15 protein-coding genes are annotated in these 17,979 nt (G+C 61.9%); 3 read left to right on the top strand and 12 right to left on the bottom strand.

Annotation, left to right across the window (positions count from 1 at the left end; all coding sequences use genetic code 11):
- The first annotated feature begins 104 nt into the window (after positions 1-104).
- A complete protein-coding gene (locus KVT38_RS07155) occupies positions 105-3,566 on the top strand; it encodes an Npt1/Npt2 family nucleotide transporter (RefSeq protein WP_217593001.1) in 3,462 nt (1,153 codons plus the stop codon).
- Positions 3,567-3,981: 415 nt separating this feature from the next.
- Here the strand turns inward: KVT38_RS07155 and KVT38_RS07150 are convergent, their stop codons facing one another.
- A complete protein-coding gene (locus KVT38_RS07150; RefSeq protein WP_217593000.1) occupies positions 3,982-5,349 on the bottom strand; it encodes an FAD-dependent oxidoreductase in 1,368 nt (455 codons plus the stop codon).
- 115 nt (positions 5,350-5,464) lie between these two features.
- On the opposite strand from KVT38_RS07150, the gene KVT38_RS07145 reads away from it, so the two are divergent.
- Positions 5,465-6,577: a LacI family DNA-binding transcriptional regulator gene (locus KVT38_RS07145; protein WP_217592999.1), complete on the top strand. Its 1,113-nt coding sequence runs from the start codon at positions 5,465-5,467 to the stop codon at positions 6,575-6,577.
- A gap of 101 nt (positions 6,578-6,678) precedes the next feature.
- Here the strand turns inward: KVT38_RS07145 and KVT38_RS07140 are convergent, their stop codons facing one another.
- The 3 genes from KVT38_RS07140 to KVT38_RS07130 are packed head-to-tail and all read right to left on the bottom strand — an operon-like array spanning position 6,679 to position 9,781.
- Positions 6,679-7,764 carry a Gfo/Idh/MocA family protein gene (locus tag KVT38_RS07140; RefSeq protein ID WP_217592998.1) on the bottom strand — a complete coding sequence of 362 codons (1,086 nt, stop codon included), beginning with the start codon at positions 7,762-7,764 and terminating at the stop codon, positions 6,679-6,681.
- Entirely contained in the window at positions 7,745-8,782 is a 1,038-nt protein-coding gene (locus tag KVT38_RS07135; RefSeq protein WP_217592997.1) for an AraC family transcriptional regulator, read from the bottom strand. The genes KVT38_RS07140 and KVT38_RS07135 overlap by 20 nt, the downstream gene beginning before the upstream one ends.
- A gap of 6 nt (positions 8,783-8,788) precedes the next feature.
- The gene (locus KVT38_RS07130; RefSeq protein WP_217592996.1) at positions 8,789-9,781 is read right to left on the bottom strand and encodes a Gfo/Idh/MocA family protein; all 993 of its coding nucleotides are present in this window, start codon (positions 9,779-9,781) and stop codon (positions 8,789-8,791) included.
- A 193-nt stretch (positions 9,782-9,974) separates the two neighbouring features.
- On the opposite strand from KVT38_RS07130, the gene KVT38_RS07125 reads away from it, so the two are divergent.
- A complete protein-coding gene (locus tag KVT38_RS07125) occupies positions 9,975-11,174 on the top strand; it encodes a M20 family metallopeptidase (RefSeq protein ID WP_217592995.1) in 1,200 nt (399 codons plus the stop codon).
- A gap of 146 nt (positions 11,175-11,320) precedes the next feature.
- Here KVT38_RS07125 and KVT38_RS07120 read toward each other — a convergent pair whose 3' ends face one another.
- The 8 genes from KVT38_RS07120 to KVT38_RS07085 form a co-directional block, all read right to left on the bottom strand.
- The gene (locus tag KVT38_RS07120) at positions 11,321-11,998 is read right to left on the bottom strand and encodes a DNA-binding response regulator (protein WP_217592994.1); all 678 of its coding nucleotides are present in this window, start codon (positions 11,996-11,998) and stop codon (positions 11,321-11,323) included.
- A gap of 123 nt (positions 11,999-12,121) precedes the next feature.
- On the bottom strand, positions 12,122-12,772 hold the full coding sequence (locus tag KVT38_RS07115) for a bifunctional 4-hydroxy-2-oxoglutarate aldolase/2-dehydro-3-deoxy-phosphogluconate aldolase (RefSeq protein ID WP_254639054.1): 651 nt from the start codon (positions 12,770-12,772) through the stop codon (positions 12,122-12,124).
- Positions 12,769-13,518 carry a 2-dehydro-3-deoxy-D-gluconate 5-dehydrogenase KduD gene (gene kduD, locus KVT38_RS07110; RefSeq protein WP_217592993.1) on the bottom strand — a complete coding sequence of 250 codons (750 nt, stop codon included), beginning with the start codon at positions 13,516-13,518 and terminating at the stop codon, positions 12,769-12,771. Before kduD ends, KVT38_RS07115 begins: the two co-directional genes overlap by 4 nt.
- Positions 13,519-13,523: 5 nt before the next feature.
- Positions 13,524-14,294, bottom strand: coding sequence for a DeoR/GlpR family DNA-binding transcription regulator (locus tag KVT38_RS07105; RefSeq protein WP_217592992.1), 771 nt, complete (start codon positions 14,292-14,294; stop codon positions 13,524-13,526).
- A gap of 30 nt (positions 14,295-14,324) precedes the next feature.
- Positions 14,325-15,158, bottom strand: coding sequence for a 5-dehydro-4-deoxy-D-glucuronate isomerase (gene kduI / locus KVT38_RS07100; protein ID WP_217592991.1), 834 nt, complete (start codon positions 15,156-15,158; stop codon positions 14,325-14,327).
- A gap of 486 nt (positions 15,159-15,644) precedes the next feature.
- Entirely contained in the window at positions 15,645-16,217 is a 573-nt protein-coding gene (locus KVT38_RS07095; protein ID WP_217592990.1) for a hypothetical protein, read from the bottom strand.
- On the bottom strand, positions 16,214-17,041 hold the full coding sequence (locus KVT38_RS07090) for a hypothetical protein (RefSeq protein WP_217592989.1): 828 nt from the start codon (positions 17,039-17,041) through the stop codon (positions 16,214-16,216). The genes KVT38_RS07095 and KVT38_RS07090 overlap by 4 nt, the downstream gene beginning before the upstream one ends.
- Positions 17,042-17,080: 39 nt before the next feature.
- The gene (locus KVT38_RS07085; RefSeq protein WP_217592988.1) at positions 17,081-17,926 is read right to left on the bottom strand and encodes a GNAT family N-acetyltransferase; all 846 of its coding nucleotides are present in this window, start codon (positions 17,924-17,926) and stop codon (positions 17,081-17,083) included.
- Positions 17,927-17,979 lie beyond the last annotated feature (53 nt).

Below are 17,979 nucleotides of genomic sequence, written 5' to 3'. Positions count from 1 at the left end.
CGGGGAACGGCGGCGAGTACGCGAAGGTCGCGCTGCTGTTCCTCTATTTTTTCTGCACGGTCGCCGCCTCCATCCTGGGCAGGACGGCAGCCGATGCGCTCTTTTTGAGCCGCTTCGACAACACCGCGTTATCGGGCATGTATTTGCCGCAGGCGGCGACCATGATCCTGACCAGTCTCGTCTTCCAGCGATACGCCCACCGCGTCCGGATCGAGCGCCTGCTCTTCGGGCTGCTCCCCGCGGTCGCCATCCTCATCCTCGTCTCCCGCGTCGGCGTCGGACTCGAGCTGGGCTGGGTTTTTCGCACGATTTACGTCGGCTACGACGTGTTTAACTTTCTGATGATCGTCTGCTTCTGGCAGTTCGCCACCTCGGTGCTCGACCAGCGCAAGGCGAAAAAAATGATCGGGCTCGTCGCCAGCGGCGGCACGCTCGGTACGGTGGCGAGCGGCTTCGGCATCCGTGGCATCGTGCCGGTCATCGGCACGGCCAATCTGCTGTATGTATTCGCCGCACTCGTCGCGGCCGGCCTGGCGTTCGTCATCGCGATCAACGCGCAGCGCGCCCGCGGCGCCGACAAGACGACGGGCGCGCCAGCCTCTCCTTCAGCACCCTCCAAGACGTCCGGGGCTGCCGCGGGAAGGAGCGACGGTCTGTTCAAAAACGTTCCCCACCTCAAGTACATGATCCTGCTGGCAGCTTCAGTCACGTTGTCGCTGACGCTTATCGACTACCAATTCAAGGTGCTGCTGCGGGAAACGCTGCAGAACGAAGCGCTGGCCGGATTCATGGGCAGCTTCCAGGGCATATCCGGCATCGTCGGCCTGCTCGTTCAAGTCACTTTGTCCGGCTGGGTGCTCACGCGCTTCGGCGTCACGACGGCGCTGCTCGTCTTCCCCGTCGCACTAGCGGCCGCCAGCCTCGGTCTCATTTTCCTGCCGGTGCTCGCGATGTCGGTCGTCGCCAAGGGCAGCGACAAGGTGCTCGGCGACACGCTTTATTCCTCCGCCAACCAGCTCATCATGTTCCCGGTGCCGCCGGCCTGGCGCTCCAAGGCCAAAAACTTCATGGACGGCATCGTTCGCAACGGCTCCAAAGGTCTCGCCGCGCTGCTGCTGCTCGTGCTCAGCCATTGGCTGGCGCCGTCGCAGTTCAGCTACATCGTCGCGGTTCTGCTCGGGATCGGGATCGTATCCGGCCTCAAGATCAAGAAGGCTTACCTGCAGACGCTCATGTCGACTTTAAAAACCGGGCAGGACGATCCGCAGCGGGCCGAGCTCGACTTCATGGACCCGTCGAGCCGCGCGCTGCTGGCCGACGCGCTTCGGCAGCCGGACAAGCAGCAGGCGCTCTATGCGCTCCGCCTGTTGAAGGACATCGATGCGTTCGATCTGAAGCCGTATCTCCCCGGACTGGTGGCCCACCCGCACGCGCAAGTCGTCGTAGAGACGCTGGCCTACATCGAACTGCATAAGCCCGCCGGCCTGGAAGCGCGGCTGCTCGAGCTGCTCGGCGCAGACAGCGAGCCCGTTCGGGCTAAGGCGATCCTGGCGCTGGCGGCATATATGGACGAGGCGCATCTGGACGAGATCTCCCGACGGCTCGAAGACGAATCGGCGGACGTTCAGGCGGCCGCGATCGCCGCTTTGGTGAAGTATTTCGGCATCGAAGGCATGTATCGTTCGGTCGGCGTGCTCAAGCGTCTGACCGAGAGCGAGGTCGAGGCCGAACGGATGGCCGTCGCCTCGCTGTTCGGACAGATCGGCGTGCCCAGCTTCTACAAGCCGCTGCTCGGTCTGCTGCGCGATCCGTCGAGCCAGGTGGCCGTTCGCGCGCTCGACTCCGCGGCGAAGCTGCGCGTGACCGCGTGCATTCCGCCGATCGTTGACCGCCTCGCGGACGGCGGCGCGCGGCGGCATGCTATTCAGGCGTTGGCGGCCTACGACGAATCGGTTATCGTTCCTGCGCTCCGGACTTGCCTCGATCGAGCGGACATCTCCGTCCATCTGCCTGCCGTATTCGAGCGCATCGGCACGCAGCAGGCAAGAGATACGCTCCATGAAGCCTATGAATCGGCGGACTACGCGCTGCGCGACCGCATCCTCGAATCGCTGCTGCGCATGCAAAAGGAGCTGCCCGCCGTGCCGGTCGCCCTGGCCGAGCGATACGCGCGGCTGGAGCTCGCGCTCGACGAGCAATACGGCGAGCATGGCGGCGCCGTCGCCGGCAGCGCTGCCGGCTCCGAGCTGTCCGGGAGCGTCGCGGAGATTCGGGCGGGCATCGTCAGCCGGATCTTCCAGCTGCTCTCTCTGTTGTACGACGAGCGAGCGATGCAGGCCGTCTACGCGAACTGGACCGAGGGCGACGGCCAGCGTCAGGCAAACGCCATCGAGGTCGTCGACCAGACGGTTCACGGCGCGCTGCGGGCGCCGCTGATCAAGCTGATGTCGGGCTCCCGGGCGTTGACCGCCTCGAAGGCAGCGAACGCAGCGGCGCATTGGGCGTGGCTCGCGGAGCAAGGCGACGCCTGGCTCGCTCGGCTTGCGGCGTACGAGCGCGCCAGGCAAGAAGGCGTCCCGGCGGATCCCGCTGCGGCGCTGCAGGTCGAGCAGGTTCGGCTGCTCAAGAAAATCAGCCTGTTCCAGGGCGTGCCGCGGGCCGAGCTGGCGGCGCTGGCCGATACGCTGCAGCCGGTGACGGCGGCGGCCGGCGACGCGATCATCCGGGAAGGCGAGCCGGGCGACTGCCTGTACATGATCGAGAGCGGCAAAGTCGGCGTCTACAAGGGCGACATGCGCGTGCACGAGCTTGGGCGCGAAGAGTATTTCGGCGAAATGGCCGTGCTGACCCAAGGCGCGCGAACCGCCACGATCACGGCCGAGGCGGATGTGCGGCTGTGGAAACTCGACTCCGACGTCTTCTACGAGCGGATGATCGACCGGCCGAGCATGGCGGTCGAGATGATGAAGCTGCTGTCCCGCAGAATCAGGGACGCGCTGGGTGCAGCGGGCGCGGGCACGGCGGGGGACGGAGCGGCGGTTGGAGCAGAGGCGGTAGCTGGAGCGGCGATTGTAGTCGGAGCGGTCGTTGAGGCTGGAATTGAAGCGGCCGCAGCCGGAGATTTTGGCGGCGCTGCTGCCGAAGCGCCGTCCGGCAATGCGACGCTCGTCAAGCGCGTGCTGGTGCTTCAGCAGGTGCCGCTGTTTCAGCATTTGAGCACGGAGGGCTTTCTCGATCTCGCGCAGCTGGTGCAGGAGGAAGAATACGGGCCGGGCAAAACGATCTGCAAGACAGGCGAGTACGGCGACACGCTGTACGCCGTCGTAGAAGGCGTCGTCGGCGTGCGCCGCGACGGCCGCGAGATCGCAAGCCTGGGTAAAGGCGAATATTTCGGCGAGATGGCCATCATCGACAGCGGCCCCCGCTCCGCAGATTGCGTCGCCGTCAGCCGCGCTTCCCTGCTCGCACTGCGCAAAGAGCAGCTGCAGGCCTTCTGCTTCCGCGACGCGCAGGTGCTCCGCGGGATGATGCAGGTGCTTTCGGAGCGACTGCAAGGCATCGCATAAACAAGAGAAACGGGACGAAGCAGCGTTTATGTCTGCCTCGTCCCGTTTCGTTTATGGCTGGAGTTACTCGCAATCCAAGTTACTTCAAGAACCAATTGCTCCCGCGCGGCAGGTGTTCCTAGCCGGGAACTCTCTCGCCATCCTCCTACGCCCTGCGTCACAATTGTTCCTACCTGAGAACTCTTCCGCCATCCTCCTACGCCCCAAGCCGCAATTGTTACTACCCGGGAACTCTTCCGCGAACCATCTACGCCCGCGCCGTAATTGTTCCTATCTGGGAACTCTTTCGGGAACATCTACGCCCGCAGCGGCCAGTTGTTCCTAACCAGGAACTCTCTCGCCATCCTCCTACACCCTGCGCCACAACTGTTCCTACCCAGGAACTCTTTTGCTAACCTATCACGCTCTGCATCGACTAAAGCCCAACCGGGTCGCCTGCGTTCGGCGCGCGCTCTCCGAGCCAAGCGCCCTGCTCGACCAGTCGTGCTTGCAGCCGACCGACGTCGACCTCGCGGGACGACGCGCCCGCGACACCCGCTAGCGCGGCGGCCGTGCCTGCGGCCTGGCCCATCGCGAAGCAGTTCGGCATCACGCGAAGCGAGCCTTGGACGACGCGGTCGGCCGAAGCGGCGCGGCCGGGCACCCAGACGTTGTCCAGCCCTTGCGGGAGCAAGCAGCGATACGGCACGCCGTGGGACCGGCCCGGCGGCAGGTGCCGGATATCGATGCGGTCCTTGCTCGTCGCCATATGCACGTCAATGAAGTAGGCGTTTCGCGCGATATCGTCGGGGAAGCTCCGCATTTCCAAGAAGTCCTCGGCTACCAGCATATAATCCCCAACGATGCGCCGCGTCTCGCGAATGCCCACCTGCTCCGCCGTAGCGACAAGATGCGCGTCCTCGAACCCCGGCACGTATTTCCTTAAGAAGCGCAGCTGCGTCTGCACGATCTTCCTCCCCTCGATCGCGCCTCGCGTGAGGTCCTCGGCCTTGGTGCCGTCGATGCCGAACACATGCCCGAAGTTGACGCCCACATGTTCGTTCGACGCCCAAGCGAAGCCCGACACCTCCTTGCGGCCTTCCGGCAGATCGCCGCTCTGCTGCGCGAGCGTCACCAGCTTGCCGATCTTGCCGTTATCCCCACTCTCTTTGAGGTAAGCGTCGAACCGGCGCTTGTCGACGCCGCTCAGCAGATAACACATCGTGCCCGGCTGCAGCTCGCCCTGCTCGCCGCCCTTCTGGAACGGCGCGCCGGCTCTCGCCGCAATGTCCGCATCGCCGGTGGCGTCGATCACGTAGCGGCAAGCGATGGCGGACAGGCCCGTCTTGTTGGCCACCGCCACACCACTGACGGACCGACCGTCCTCGCTTAACAGCGTGTCGACGACGAAGGAGTGGAACAGCACGTCGGCCCCGCTCTCCAGCACGGCTTCGTCGTACACGACTTTGAGCGTTTCCGCGTCGATCGGCACCCAATCGAGCCGGTCCCGATGCATCGCCAGGTACGGCTCGGAGCATCTTTGCTTCATCTCTTCCATCAAAGCCAGTCCGATCCCGCGCACGACCGGCTTTTCCTTGTCGGTAAAAGGGCAAAACGCGGGCACGAGCGACACGGTCGCCATGCCGCCCAAATATCCGCGCTGCTCGAGCAGAAGCGTCCGCGCGCCGTTGCTCGCCGCCGCGATCGCAGCTGCAATACCTGCCGGACCTCCCCCTACCACGAGCACGTCCGTCTCGTGCGCAATGTCGAGCGTTCCGTTTTTCCAAGGCATCGTCTTTGCCATCTTCGCCTCTCCCCTATCTCGGTTCGAATGTCTGCTTCTATTTTAAGTTATTTGTATGCTTACTTTTAGCTTACATTTATAATAAATGTAAACTTACTTCAAGGAGCAGGTGCCGATGGCCAAGCGCAGCAAAGTAACGATGGAGCAGCTCGCCGCGCAGCTCGGCCTGAGTCGGCTGACCGTCTCCAAAGCGTTGAAGGGGCAAGCCGGGATGTCCGAGGAGACCCGCAGAACGGTGCTGGAGATGGCCGAGAAAAGCGGCTACCGGACGAAGGCGCAGACGGAAGCGGACGCGGTGGAAAACACCGGTCCATCTTCGCCCGCCCGCCGCTTCGCGTTCGTCATGGCCGGCGAGCAAGCCGAGTTGTCGGAGATTCATATGAAGCTGCTAAGAGGGCTCCACGACAGATACCAGCCTCTGCGTCATCAGGTCGTGCCGCTATTCATGCCTGAATCGTTCGCGGGCAAAAATAGCTGGACCGACTGGCAGGAGGATAGCGGACTTGCGCACTACGACGGTCTGTTTATTCCGCCCATGCTGAAGCCCGTGCAAGAGCGCATGCTCCTTGCGCTCGGGCTGCCGCGGATCTTGCTCAACTATCCCCGCCCGGGGACGAAGGCCGACAGCGTCATCTGGGACAGCTACGACCTGGTGCGCCAAGCCGTGCAGCGCTTGCTGTCGGAAGGGCGCAGGAACATTCTTTTTGTCGGAGGCATGCGGCTCGAAGGGCTCCGCCTGCGCTGGGCCGCCTTCCGCGACGAAATGGAGGTAGCGGGATTGCCCGCAAGCGAAGAAAATCATGTGACGACGCCGATCCACGATAGGGATCGCTGGCAAGCAGCGGTGTCCGAGCGAATCCGGTCGGTCAAGCCGGACGCCATCGTCAGCGCCATCGAGCACGATCTGCCCTGGATCGTCCATTTGTGCGGCCGCGAAGGCATCCGACTGCCCGAGGATTGCGTCGTCGCCGGCCTTGATCACGCCGAAGACGGTCCCGCGCGGGACGGCGTGGCCCGTTACTATTTGCCGGTTCTTGAGACGGGCAGGCGCGCGGCTGAATTGATGCTCTGGCGCATCGCCCATCCCGCCGTGCCTTACGAGCATATTCGAATTCAAGGCAGGCTCTTGCCGGATAAACCAGGAAAAAAGGGAAAGCCGGAAAAAACCGCTAAGTCGCTCGCGGACGAGCCGGAAACCGAAACCGCCGTGTTCGGCGCCGACGATTGAACGGGCATGTCCGATGCTGGGCGGACACAAATGCAAAAGGCCGCATCTCCGTCATACGAATGACGAAGATACGGCCTTTCTCGTTTATCATACCTGCCAGGTTAGTTCGGCAGCTTGATCTCGACTTCGCGGCGCTGATCCGCGGAACGCAGCACGCCGTCGATGATCGCTTGCTGGATCAGGATCTCCTCCGCCGGGATCGGAGCCGGACGGCCGTCGCGCACCGCTTCGGCGAAGTCGCGGACCTTCTCGTCGAACAAATTAAGCGAATGCCCGATCAGCGGCACGGCCGTCGAGGTGTGGCCGCCGAAGTCGTCGTGATACATCGTCATGCTGCCGATCGCGCCGTCCCAGACACCGGACCAAGGACCGGAGCCTGCCGGCGTCACCTTGAGGCCGGCATCGGTGCCGAGGAACATCGTGGCGCCAAGCGTATCCATGTGCATCGCCCAGGAAATCTTGAACTGAAGCACGAGGTCGTTGTCGAAGCGGACCATCGCTACGCCGAAGTCTTCGACCTCGAACTTCGAGGCTTCCTTGTGGTAGAGCGGATTCGTGCCGAAGTGATTCGACGTAAACGCGGATACCGATACCGGACGCGGATAGCCGAGCGTGTTCAGCGCCATGTCGAGCGAGTAGCAGCCGATGTCCGCCATCGCGCCGGCGCCTGCGAGCGCCTTGCTGATGAACGTGCCGCCCGGCATGCCGCGACGGCGTCCGCCGCCCGTTTCCGCATAGTAGACGTTGCCGAGGCGTCCGGATTGGATGATGTCCTGCAGCAGCTTCATGTTCGGATCGTAGCGCGGCTGGAACCCGATCGACAGCATGCCATCGTGGGACTTCACCGTCTGCACCATGTCCAGCGCTTCTTCAAGCGTGACCGACATCGGTTTTTCCAGCAGCACCTTCTTGCCTGCGCGCACCGCGTCGACGCTCGTGCGGTGATGCGAAGCGTTCGGGGTGCAGATGCTGACCGCGTCGAGGTCGTGCGCGAGCAGCTCGGTATGGCTGTCGTATGCGCCCGCGCCGACAAGCTCTTCGCGTTCGGCGAACTCACGCGCTCTGCCCGGCATTACGTCGGCGACCGCCACGATGTCTACGTACGGCAGCTTGCGATAAGCCATAACATGGTAACGCGCGATGCCGCCCGTTCCGATAATGCCGACTTTAACTCTTTTTTCGCTCATGATGATCTGTCTCCTCTTCCGGCGCGCCTGGCTGCCTGATGCCGTGCAAGCGGCGATAGGCCGAAGGCGTCATGCCGAATTTATGTTTGAATACCGGGTATAAATAGTTCGGATTGCCGTAGCCGTGTCCGGCGGCGATCGCCTCGACCGGACTGGACGAGCTGAGCAGCTCCTCCGCGATCCGCTGCAGGCGGACATGCTCCACCCAGTCGCGGAACGCAGTCCCGCCCTCGCTTCGGAAGATCCGCTGGAGCTGGCGCGGACTGACCTGCACCCGCTCGGCGACCTCGTCGAGCGAGATTGGCCGGGCCGCGTTGTCCTCGATATACTGGACCGCGAGCCTGAACCGGTGGTCGTTCATGTCGCGCGCGGGAATGCTGCCGGCGGCCTTCGGCGCGGCGTGCGCGCGGGCCGCGCGCAGCAGAATCTGCACGATGTGCTGCTTGAGCGTCGTATAGAAGCCGACCGGCTGGTCCTCCCAGGCCCGGTAAGCGTCCAAAAACGCGTTCATCCCGTGGTAGCGATCGAGCGCAGGCATGGCCGGCATCGTCTGCAAAATCGCCAGACATTCGTCCGCCTCTCTCCGCTCCAGGGGGTCTCCCCACGCCGCATCCGCGCCGGCATCGTCCAGCCTCGTAATTTCGCAGTGAAGACACAGCTCGTACATCGGTTCATCCGGATCCGAGCGCTGCTCGTGGACGACGTCGGGACCGGTGAGATAGAACAAGCCTTCCTGGAGCGGATAGGTCGCGTCTCCGACGATCAACATGCCCTTGCCCTTCGGAATAAAATGAAACTCGTACTCCGAATGCTTGTGCGCCGCGATCACTTGACCTGCCGCGAAGCTGGTCAGATGACAGCGCAGCACGCGAATGCCAAGGCCGCCCCACCGGAACCGAAGATCCAGCCGGTCCAGCGCGTCCCAGCGGCGCTTCATGCGGGCAAAGGCGAACGGCGGCTCGCCTGTCCGGCGCTCGGCCTGCTGCGCTTCGGTCCGGTTCGGGGTTTGGCCGCTCATCGGCGATTAGCCCTGCAGATCGGACAAGCGCACGGATTTGCCTTCGGCGGCCGAACGGTTCGCAGCTTCCATAAGCCGCGTCAGATCGAGCGCGAATTCGATATTTTCGGATGCTTCGGTGCCAGCTTCGATGTGGCCGACCCATTGCTCGAACGCGAACGGCAGACGATCGCCTACCGGCACTTCGGTCCATGCTTTTTCAGTATCCTGGTTGCTGCGAACCAAAATCTTCTCCTCGGGGAATCCGTACAGCAGCGTGCCGTCGGTGCCGTGGAGCTCGATGGAGAAAGGCGAGTGGCTGTTCACGAAGCCGGCTTCGGCGATGCCGACCGCGCCGTTCGGATAAGCGAAGACGGCAACGGCGTTATCCTCCACCTCGCGGCCGCTGACGAAGCCGAAGGTAGCGCTTACGGACTCGGGCAGGCCGAGGAATTTGCGTACCAGATATACCGGGTGGCAGCCCAGGTCGATGAGCGCGCCGCCGCCGCATTGTTCCTTCGAGTAGAAATGCGCGGGCAGCCAGTTCGCGGTCGAGCCGTTGTGCGACAGCCGTACGCGCGCCAGCGTCAGCTGGCCCAGCTTGCCGGAAGCGATTACTTCCAGAATCGACTGCGTATAGCCGTCATACAGACGAGGCAGGGATACCGCCAATTTGACGCCTGCATCGCGGACGGCAGCTGCGATCTCGCTTGCTTCGGACACGGTCGGGGCTACGACTTTTTCGGTGAAAATATGCTTGCCGGCACGCGCCGCCTTCACCATGACGTCCCTGTGTATATTCGTCGGCGCGTCGACGACGACGGCGTCAATATCTTCGCGCGCGAGCAGTTCGTCCAGATTCGCGATATAAGGTACGCCATACTTGGCAGCCTTCTCGGCGCCCCGCTCGGGCAGCTCGTCCCAGATCGCGGCGATTTCCGTATTCGGATGGCCCAGCACTTGCTTCGTATAATCCTCTGCGTGCACGTGCCAATAGCTCAGCATCCCGATTCGAATCATTTTAACTGCTCTCTCCCTTCAAATATACGACACTACCACAAGATAGCACGGACCAACATCCGATTTAAATGCAATTTCGTGTCATGTAGACTATAATTATGCGACATGCCTCCTCTTCATTTTAACTGAAGTCGCGGTTGTGTTACACTTCGCGTTAGACGCTTTTATATGGAAAAAGAAAGAGGGAACGAGGATGAACGCCCAGCTGTCGCACGATAAATCGCGAATCCGCGATGCCATAGACGCTTACGCCCCGAAGCTTCGCGAGCTTGCCGCCTATATCGCGGTGAACCCCGAGCTCGGTCACGAGGAAAAGCTGGCTTCCGCCCGCTTGACGGAAGCGCTGGAGGCGCTCGGCTTCGCCGTCGAGCGGGGGACGCTCGGGCTTGAGACGGCGTTCGTCGCGGAATACCGGTCCGGCAAGCCGGGTCCGACGGTCGCCTTGCTCGCCGAGTACGACGCGCCGCCGGAGATCGGCCACCCCTGCGGGCATCATCTGATCTGCACGAAGGCGCACGGCGCCGCCGCCGGACTGGTGCCGCTGTTGGCGGAGACCGGCGGCACCCTCCGCGTCTACGGGACGCCGGCCGAGGAGACCAAAGGCGCCAAGGTGGACATGGCGGCCGCCGGTCTGTTCGACGACGTGGACGCGGCGCTCATGGCGCATCCGTACCATAGCTTCGAGCGCTCTGGCTCCTCGCTCGCGATGGATGCGCTGCAATACGAGTTTTTCGGCAAAGCCGCGCACGCCGCGGCCAACCCCGAAGACGGGATCAACGCGCTGGACGCGGTCATCCAGCTGTTTAACGGCGTCGGCGCCCTGCGGCAGCAGACGCGCAGCGACGCGCGCATTCACGGCATCGTGTCGGACGGCGGCCGGGCGCCGAACATCATTCCCGACTACGCCGCCGCCCGCTTCTACGTCCGCGCCAAGAGCCGCGCCTACACGGACGAGCTCGTCCGCAAGGTGAACGCCTGCGCGGAGGCCGCCGCGCTCGCGACCGGCAGCAGGCTCGCTGTCAGCAACTACGAGTATTCGTACGACGAGCTGCGCACAAACGTGGCGCTCTCCGACGCATTCACGGTCAACCTGATCGAAGGCGGCGTCCGGTCGGAGCAGATCGCCGCCGGCCACGACAACGGGTCGCTCGATCTGGGCAACGTCTCGCTGCGCTGCCCCGCGGTGCACGGCTACATCAAGGTCGTCGACGCCCCGTACGCGCTGCATTCGCTTGAATTCAGGGACGCCGCGCAGCTCCCCCGGGCATACGACGGCATGGTGTTCGGCGCCAAGACGCTGGCGCTAACCGCCTACGACGTGCTGACCGACGCCGATTTGCTCTCCCGCATTCGCGCCGAATTCGCGGCCGCGACAGGGAAGCAACAGCGCTGATCGTCTCTAAACCGATACCTGTCGTACAATTGCGCGTCCGAAGCACCGTCGCCGATCCCGGCGCGGGATGCCTCGGACGCTGACCAATCTCTACAGCCAACCAACAATGTGCCGCATCCTTATTTGCGCTCAACCTTGCACGCCGTTCATTTTGTTTTCCAAGGCTCCGCTTTCTCGCCGAGCCTATAAGTTCGAATACGCGTTGAACCCGACGCGACCGCCAACCAGGCATCGTCAATCAACTCATGGAGCATCTTGCGCGCATACTGCAAACTGATACCTAACGGCAAACTGACTTCTTCAGGCGTAAACGGCCTCTTATAGCCTACCGCAAGACGATCGATCTCCCGCTTGAGCAATGAAAGCTCGGATCGATCGCTCGTTTGGAAATCGCCATACAGCTTGCCCATCACTTGCCATACAAACTGCTGGCATTTCCGCGGGTGCTCCCTGATCATATCCAACGGTATCCGAAACACCTTCCAACCGTCCAACGTCAGTTGATTCTGCCGATCCCGTTCGTACTCGAAGGTGCGCCGATTGACATGCTTGCCGTGCGTCGCAAAATCGTCGATCTCCCAATCGATAAGATGCGGCGGTCGTGCATAGGCAAAATCAAGGTAGAAGGAGCCGTCCCGATGGCTCAGAACTTCAAATTCGGCATGCAGAAAATCAAAGCTGCCGCTTAGCGGCCACCAGATAGTTTTGGCGAACAGCTTCTCGGATTCTCCATGCCCTTCCAGAAGACGGCGACGCGATTCTCCGGCCCGGCTTTTCGCTTGATCCGCCATCCAAAGCGCATGTTGATTTTCGAGCATATCCATAGCCCTGGCCTCCCTTTATGTACGAGGAACGCAAAAAACCGCCAGCTCCATTCGGAGAGGCGGTGTGCTTCACTCGCGTTCAATACTTCAATACTTTTATAATACTCGGTCCGGCAGGCTCGTTCAACTCTTCGCTACTTCGTCCGCATACGCCTGCGCGAGCTTCGCCAGCGCCTTGAAGTCGCCGTCCGCGACGAGCTTCTTGTCCACCAGATTGCCGCCCAGGCCGACGGCCACGGCACCGGCGTCCAGCACGGACCGGATGTTCTGCAGGTTCACGCCGCCGGTCGCCACCATCGGAATGTGGTTCAGCGGCGCACGGATCTCCTTCAGGTAACCGACGCCAAGGCTGCCGAGCGGAAATACTTTGACCGCCGAGGCCCCTGCCTTGTAGGCTGCCACGATCTCGGTCGGCGTCCTCGTGCCCGGCCACACCTCGATGCCCTGCTCGACGCCGAAGCGGACAACCTCCAGGTCCAGGTTCGGCGAAATGATGTACTCCGCGCCCGCCGCGGCCGCTTCCTTCGCCTGGTCCAGATCGAGCACCGTGCCGGCGCCGATCCGCATTCGGCCTTCGTAGCGCTCGCGGAACCGCGAGATCATGCCAAGCGCGCCGTCCGTGTTCAGCGTCACCTCGAGGAAGACGACGCCTCCCTCCGCCAGCGCTTCGGCGGTCGCGTCTCCCTTGTCCTCCGGAATGCCCCGGATAATCGCGACGATCTTGCTCGCCGCCAGCGACTTCATCAGCTCGCTCTGCGTTCTGCCTGTCGTCATCTTGCCAGCCACCCTCCATCCACGCACAGCACATGGCCATTCATATAGTCGGACGCCGACGATGCCAGGAATACGACCGGCCCCTTCATATCCTCGGGCTGTCCCCAGCGCCCTGCCGGAATCCGGTCGGTGATCGACTGGTAGCGGGCCTGGTCCGCGACGATCGGCGCCGTATTGTTCGTCGTCATGTAGCCCGGTGCGATCGCGTTGACCTGGATGCCTTTGCCCGCCCATTCGTTCGCCAGCGCTTTGGTGATGCCCGCGACGCCATGCTTGCTCGCCGTGTAGCCGGGCACGTTGATGCCGCCCTGAAACGTCAGCATCGATGCGATGTTGATGATCTTGCCGCTGCCGCGCGCGATCATATGCCGCCCGGCCAGCTGGCTGAGGAAAAACACCGAATTCAGGTTCAAGTCGATGACGTCGAACCAATCCTTGGCCGCGTGATCCACGGCCGGCGTACGCCGGATCGTACCCGCGTTGTTCACGAGAATATCGATGCTGCCGTAGAACGAGAGCGCCTTCTCGAACACGCCCTCCAGCCCGTCTAGCTCGCTCAGATTCGCGGAGATCTGCTCAATCGTTCCGCCGGCTTCGCGTACGGCCGCTACCGTCGCGTCGCAATTGGAGGAGGCGACCGCGACGACCTTGGCGCCGGCCTCGGCGAGCCCCATCGCCATCGCCTGGCCCAGTCCGCCGGATGCGCCGGTGACGAGCGCCGTCTTGCCGGTTAAGTCGAACAACATTGGCTCTATCCTTCTTTCTCTTCATTGATAAGTAATCGGACGCCCGCTTGCCGGTACTGCGCCGCCACCTCCGGAGAGAGTCCTGCGTCGGTGACGATCGCCTCGACCTCGGTCAGCTGTGCGAACGTGAACAGCGCGCCCTGCCCGAACTTGTGATGGTCCGCCGTCACGTAGGACAGCTGGGCCGTCTCGATGAGGGCGCGCTTCATCTCGCCGAACTCTCCCGTGTAGATCGTGAAGCCGGAGTCCGGCTGAACCCCCGTCGCCGCGAGAAACGCCTTGCGGATGTTGAGCTTGCGCACGTAAGCGACCGCATCGGCGCCGACCAGCATGTTGCGCACCCGGTAGCCGCCGGGTACGACGAGCCGGATCGCGTCCTTGCGCACGAGCTCGCTGATGATGACGATATCGTTGGTCACGACGGTCATCGGCTGGTTCGGCAGCTGCCGGGCCATCTCCTGCGTCGTCGTGCCGCCGTCGAGCGCGACGATGTCGTTCGGCTCGATCAGGGACACTGCCAGCCTGGCGACCTCCGCCTTTTCGGCGGCATGGCGCGCGACCGGATTTTTGAGCGACAGGATGCCGAGCTGGTCCGCCTGCGCAAGCACCGCGCCGCCGTGCATCCGCTGCAGCAGCCCCTTTTCCTCAAGCTTGGCCAGATCCTCGCGGATCGTTTTTCCCGTCACCTCAAGCCGTTCGCTGAGCTCTGCCACCGTCACCTCGTTCGCGGCCAGCAGCATCTCCATGATCATCTCGTGTCTGCGCAGAGGGTTCATTGCCGAATCTCCAATCCTAGCGATTTCCTTCTATTTTATATCTTTCATCGCGACGGCATCCATATCCTCGAAAATTTGATTTTCGCCGGCCATGCCCCAGATGAACGTGTAGCTGCTCGTGCCGACGCCGCTGTGGATCGACCAGCTCGGCGAGATAACGCTTTGCTCGTTGCGCACGGCCAGGTGGCGCGTCTCCTGCGGCTCGCCCATCAGGTGGAAGACGACGCCGTCTTCCGGCATGTCGAAGTAGAAATAAACCTCGGAGCGGCGGTTGTGGGTATGGCAAGGCATCGTGTTCCACATGCTGCCGTCCTTGAGCAACGTCATGCCCATGACCAGCTGGCAGCTCTGGATGCCGCCGGTGTGAATGTAGCGATAAATCGTGCGTTCGTTCGAATTGGTCAGGCTGCCGAGGTGGTTAGGCGAAGCTTCGCTGATTGCTGCCTTCACCGTCGGGTACGTCTTGTGAGCCGGCGTCGAGTTCAGGTAGAACTTGGCCGGCTGCGAGGCGTCGTCGCTCGCGAACAGCACTTCCTTGGCGCCGAGGCCGATATAGAGGCAATCCTTGCTGGCCATCGCGTAGGTCTCGCCGTCGACCGTGACGGTGCCCGCTCCGCCGACATTGATGATGCCGATCTCCCGGCGCTCCAGGAAGGTCGCCGCGCCGATCGCCTTCGCGTCCGCTTCAAGCTTGACGGAGCCCTTCACCGGCAGCGCGCCGCCGACGATAAAGCGGTCGACATGCGTGTAGGTCAGCGTCAGCTGGTCCGGCTTGAACATCTCCTCGATCAGAAATTCCTCGCGCAGGCGCGCGGTGTCGAACGACTTCACTTCGCGGGGATGGGATGCATAGCGGTTTTCCATGGTTTAAAAACCTCCGATTGTTTGTTTTGGTTCATATAAGTTCGTGTAGGTTTATATTAAAGAAGTTTAGGTTCATTTGCAACCTGAAAAGGAAAAATAGTGCTTCGCAGCAAGTAGAAAAAGCCGCCTTCGAATTTTGATGGCGCAGGATCGCGCAGCGGACAGACTGAGGAGCCGTTATTCCTGTTCCTATCACGATTCGCGGCCCGCTCGAGGACTCAGGCGCCGCTATTGCGGGTTTGACGGCGCTTTTTAGCCCTGCTCCAGGTTCATAAGGTCTCTCCGGTCCGAAAAGCTCGTAAACAACCCATTTTTACGAAAATAGCGCCTCCTGAGTCCGAAACTCGCCGATCAAAAAAAGCCACTCAGCTTTGGCTGCGTGACTTCGTTCGATAACACGACTTCTATTGATAATGTGGCTTCTATACGATCACGTGACTTCATTCAATACCGGGCGTTCCTCTGCCGGTCTCATGCTTCTACATTTTACGAGTTTGCCGCTACGTACTCCCGACCGAACCTACTTACCCGCACGATCAGCCAAATCCCGGCTACAAACTGGCCGAGGCCCGCTAGCACCGCGACTACGGTCACCGATCCGTGCCATCCGTTCAAGCTGAAGGGCAGCACGAACAGCATGACGGCGCCCATGGCGAGACTAGTATTCCACACGGCGCGGAACGATCGGGCCGAATCGAAGAGACCGAGCGAGGCAGCCGTGCGCTCGAACCCCTCGCAAATGCCGTACAGCAGCGCAAGCAAAACAAGCAGCGAAAGCCCGATTGGAAGCAAAGCGGGCAGCGAATAATATTGATTCACCTGCATGATCGTCACGGCTACCGGCATTACGCCCGCGAGCTCGGCGATCGCCCCGACGAGCAGAATGACTGCCGCGATTTTCGCGATCCCGAATGCCCGCTGACGAACCGGCTGATTGGCGAGGCCAATCAGAATTAATATAAAGCCAAGTACGTCCGGCAGCAGGTCGAAGCTATTAAACCGAAAGTCGAACAGCATCAGTCCCAGTCCCCAGGCGATCTGCGAGCAAGCAGTCCTCATTCCGTCGCCTCCCTCTGCGCTTTGACGTACGCGCGAATGGCCGCCTCCGACGGATAGGGCTGCCGCTCCAGCGGAATCATTTGAACGCGCTCGGTGCCGTCCTCATCCGAATATTCAAGCCGGAGCCGCATCGAGACGGGCTGCAGGTAAAGCTGCGAATCCGCCGGAACGTGAAAATTGGAGATGAACGATATCGACTCGCCGGCCTCGACCGCTTGCGGAAAGACGGCCGCCTCTTTTCCCGCATGCAGTTCATAAGTAAAGGCGGAGCCGAGCTCGTTCAAAAAAGCGGAGCTGAAGCCGTTGAGGGTGACAGGTTTATCCACCTGAAAGGCCGCCGTTTGCGTCCCGTTCGAAGATGAAGAGCTGTTCGTCTGGCTGATCGAACCGCCGCTCGCCCAATCCCCCCGGTACACGATCATCTCGCCGATATCCGCTTTTCCCCGCGTACCGTCGCTGTAGTAGACGTCAACCGAATGGATCGTAAGCGGCTTCGCCTTCCCGAACGGCGTATTGTCCGGATCCCCGTTGAAATGCCCGAGCAACCGATACATCCGCTGATTCCGGAACGTCATATATTCCGAGACCGGATCAAATTGCAGCGCCGACATCCCCTCGATCGAGACCGATATGGGCAGCCGCTTGTCGTCGTTGTTCGCGATGTAATACAGCCAGAAAGAGTCTCCGGGCGAATCGGTCGCCTCGATGCGATGCGATAAAAAGCGGCCTTCCGGCAGCCGGTTCGTTTGATGCGAATAAAGGTTGTAGCCCCAGCTTGCGACGATAAGGACAACGACGATCCATCCAATGTATGTCTTCCGCAAGCGATCTCCCCACTCCCCCTCGTCTAAAATCCGACGGTCTCAACCGTCCAGCCGCGTCCAGGTCGTCCGTACATATCCCAGCTTCATCCCGGCCCGATCCATATTCCGATGGCTCTGGGACAAGTATGCGCATTGGCTCACGGCGATCCTGCACCCTCTCCGGTGCGCTTCTTCGATTCTGGCGTCCAGCAGCCGCCGGTGGAGCCCTCTGTTCCTGTATTCCGGCAGTACGGCCGCGAAGGTGAACGAGGCTATGTCGCCCTGGGTGAAAAGAACGCCGGCAGCGGCTGCGACGCCGTCCGCATAGGCGAGGTAAAACTGCCAGCCCGGACGCCCGTACAGCACGCGATTATTCGCCGCGACGGGCGAAATTCCCGCTTCCGGCAGGCCGGTCGCCCTGCAGTGAATAGACGCGTACAGCTCCATTTGATCTTCCCGGAGCGGCTCGATCGAGATCGTGGCCGAACCCGCGGCCGCATCCTGAGCCGAGCCCGCCTGTCTCTCTTCTCGTCGTTCAGGCTGCATATACATAGACGTATGAATGCCGGAAGGATAAAATCCCGCCTCGGTCAGCTTTCGGAGCAGATTCGGGCTCGCCAGGCCGGGCACCGCTTCGAACTGAACGGCGCGCCCCCTTTCTCCGTAGAACGCGACGATCGAATCGATCTCATCCGCATCCGCCTCGGAAAGTCCCTTTACCGTGTTAAAGGCAGGCCAAGGCATCGTCTTGCTGTAAAAGCCTACGGCATTTCCGAATCGGACGATCTCCACGCCTTCCGGATTGCCCGGCCTGCCCTGAATCGCCAGCATCCGATCCGTCATAAATTCGATCTCCGACGCTTCGATATCGCGGACGAGCGCGAGCGACGGCAGTAATCCGTTCATCGAGAACGCCTCCAGGAATAAGATTCATCCCCTGATTTTACCACTCTTTGCTC

The sequence above is a fragment of the Cohnella sp. GbtcB17 genome (genome assembly GCF_019091135.1).
In the GTDB taxonomy this organism is placed as follows: Bacteria; Bacillota; Bacilli; order Paenibacillales; family Paenibacillaceae; genus Cohnella.
The sequence above is the reverse complement of the archived record's forward strand: the minus strand, read 5'-3'. Positions and strand labels throughout refer to the sequence as shown.

What these genes read in the sequence shown, in the direction of transcription:
- KVT38_RS07115 (WP_254639054.1), bottom strand. Translation starts at nt 12,772, where the DNA reads ATGACGACAGGCAGAACGCAGAGCGAGCTGATGAAGTCGCTGGCGGCG.
- KVT38_RS07095 (WP_217592990.1), bottom strand. Translation starts at nt 16,217, where the DNA reads ATGAGGACTGCTTGCTCGCAGATCGCCTGGGGACTGGGACTGATGCTG.
- KVT38_RS07130 (WP_217592996.1), bottom strand. Translation starts at nt 9,781, where the DNA reads ATGATTCGAATCGGGATGCTGAGCTATTGGCACGTGCACGCAGAGGAT.
- KVT38_RS07120 (WP_217592994.1), bottom strand. Translation starts at nt 11,998, where the DNA reads ATGGATATGCTCGAAAATCAACATGCGCTTTGGATGGCGGATCAAGCG.
- kduI (WP_217592991.1), bottom strand. Translation starts at nt 15,158, where the DNA reads ATGGAAAACCGCTATGCATCCCATCCCCGCGAAGTGAAGTCGTTCGAC.
- KVT38_RS07125 (WP_217592995.1), top strand. Translation starts at nt 9,975, where the DNA reads ATGAACGCCCAGCTGTCGCACGATAAATCGCGAATCCGCGATGCCATA.
- kduD (WP_217592993.1), bottom strand. Translation starts at nt 13,518, where the DNA reads ATGTTGTTCGACTTAACCGGCAAGACGGCGCTCGTCACCGGCGCATCC.
- KVT38_RS07150 (WP_217593000.1), bottom strand. Translation starts at nt 5,349, where the DNA reads ATGGCAAAGACGATGCCTTGGAAAAACGGAACGCTCGACATTGCGCAC.
- KVT38_RS07145 (WP_217592999.1), top strand. Translation starts at nt 5,465, where the DNA reads ATGGCCAAGCGCAGCAAAGTAACGATGGAGCAGCTCGCCGCGCAGCTC.
- KVT38_RS07140 (WP_217592998.1), bottom strand. Translation starts at nt 7,764, where the DNA reads ATGAGCGAAAAAAGAGTTAAAGTCGGCATTATCGGAACGGGCGGCATC.
- KVT38_RS07085 (WP_217592988.1), bottom strand. Translation starts at nt 17,926, where the DNA reads ATGAACGGATTACTGCCGTCGCTCGCGCTCGTCCGCGATATCGAAGCG.
- KVT38_RS07105 (WP_217592992.1), bottom strand. Translation starts at nt 14,294, where the DNA reads ATGAACCCTCTGCGCAGACACGAGATGATCATGGAGATGCTGCTGGCC.
- KVT38_RS07135 (WP_217592997.1), bottom strand. Translation starts at nt 8,782, where the DNA reads ATGAGCGGCCAAACCCCGAACCGGACCGAAGCGCAGCAGGCCGAGCGC.